Genomic DNA, 1,349 nt, shown 5'->3' with positions numbered 1-1,349 from the left:
GATACGCACACGTCCGCGCCAGCGCCGGAGTGCACATCATAGGAGTTCCTCAGCCGAGGAACCTGAGCATCGAGTCGCGCCCGATCAGTCGACTGGCCAACCAGCTCAACATGTAAGGCCCCGCAAGCGGCAGTTAATCGCAGAGCCTCAGCCAGCCGACGACCGATACACCGTGAGATCAATCGACTCCTGATCGCGGAAACTCGACTCCAACAATTCCACCGCCGGCACAATCACTTCACTCTCGATCTTCCACACCACCGACGTCGTCCACCCCACCAACCCGCCAGGCCCGGGCGTCTCTTCACCGAACAAACCTTCCAAGGCGTCCCGCCGGTAACCGAAGGTATCCACCAGGTCATCAGCGGTGTACCAGTACTGCCGCAACGGATCCGGGTCATCGGCGTGCAGAGCGCTGCCTTCGCTGATTCGAAATGGTTCGGTACTCATCTACATGCCCTCTCTGTGGTGCGGTCCGCCCTGCGCCGTCTTCACGTCGACAATCCGCACGTGTGCATAATCCGGGTTCTCCACAACGTATTTCGAACGCTCGATGCGCCAACGAGCGACAAGCATCTCCAGCTCCTGAACCTCCCGTGGGTCCTCGAGATACTCACACGCGAAGTCGAGCCACGGCACATAATGCCGCAGGCTTTGACCGATCCGTCCGGACTGGCCACCGATCACGCTCTCGAGCACGATCAGTTGTCGCTCGTCCTTCATTCGTCGGCGCAACGCTTTCTGAGTCACTTCGACCAGCGCAGGTTCCGCCGCAGACACCGACTCGCCTACCCCGTCGACGCGGGAGCCCATCTCGTGGCGGTGGTCGACGGCATCGACGAACTCGCGACAGACCGACGCTTGAACCCCTTCCGGGAGCATCGACATAAGCGCAAAGCCTCGTTCCTCAAGGAGCTCGAAGCCGTGTCGATTACCTCGGGCATACCAACAACTCATGACTAGTGACCGCTCCCAAGCCAACGCCAAGCGCCTCTCGAGAAAAGGAAGCGTTCGGGCGGCCGCCACGAATTGAGAATCACACTTTCCAGCGATCTCACGCGCCGACTCCCAGTCCACACTGCCTGTAGGAGAGCTGATCTCACGTACAGCGCGCATTCGACCACGAAGATCCGCAGCAGCAGCGGCGATGTCGACTCTCACCGCGTACTTGTTGGATCGAGAGCGCAAGAACCAGAGGGTCATGCGGCTGAGCCTAATCTCCGCACCTCCGAGCAGGAGTGCAGTAGCATCGTCAGCGGCGCATTGCTGGCGTAGTGTGCTCCGGCTCACCGCATCGATGTCATCGTCGATGCGGTGAGCCACCTTCACAGAATGGCTCAGACGCGAAC

2 protein-coding genes are annotated in these 1,349 nt (G+C 60.4%); both read right to left on the bottom strand.

From position 1 onward, the window contains the following. Nucleotides 1-147: 147 nt before the first annotated feature. A complete protein-coding gene (locus ACIQ2D_RS22025; RefSeq protein WP_003941817.1) occupies nucleotides 148-450 on the bottom strand; it encodes a hypothetical protein in 303 nt (100 codons plus the stop codon). Next, nucleotides 451-1,349, bottom strand: an 899-nt coding sequence (locus ACIQ2D_RS22020; protein WP_402867422.1) for a hypothetical protein, incomplete at its 5' end; no start/stop codon positions are given.

This window comes from Lysinibacillus sp. NPDC097287, assembly GCF_044761695.1.
In the GTDB taxonomy this organism is placed as follows: Bacteria; Bacillota; Bacilli; order Bacillales_A; family Planococcaceae; genus Lysinibacillus.
This window is presented reverse-complemented; position numbering and strand designations above follow the sequence as displayed.

What these genes read in the sequence shown, in the direction of transcription:
- ACIQ2D_RS22025 (WP_003941817.1), bottom strand. Translation starts at nt 450, where the DNA reads ATGAGTACCGAACCATTTCGAATCAGCGAAGGCAGCGCTCTGCACGCC.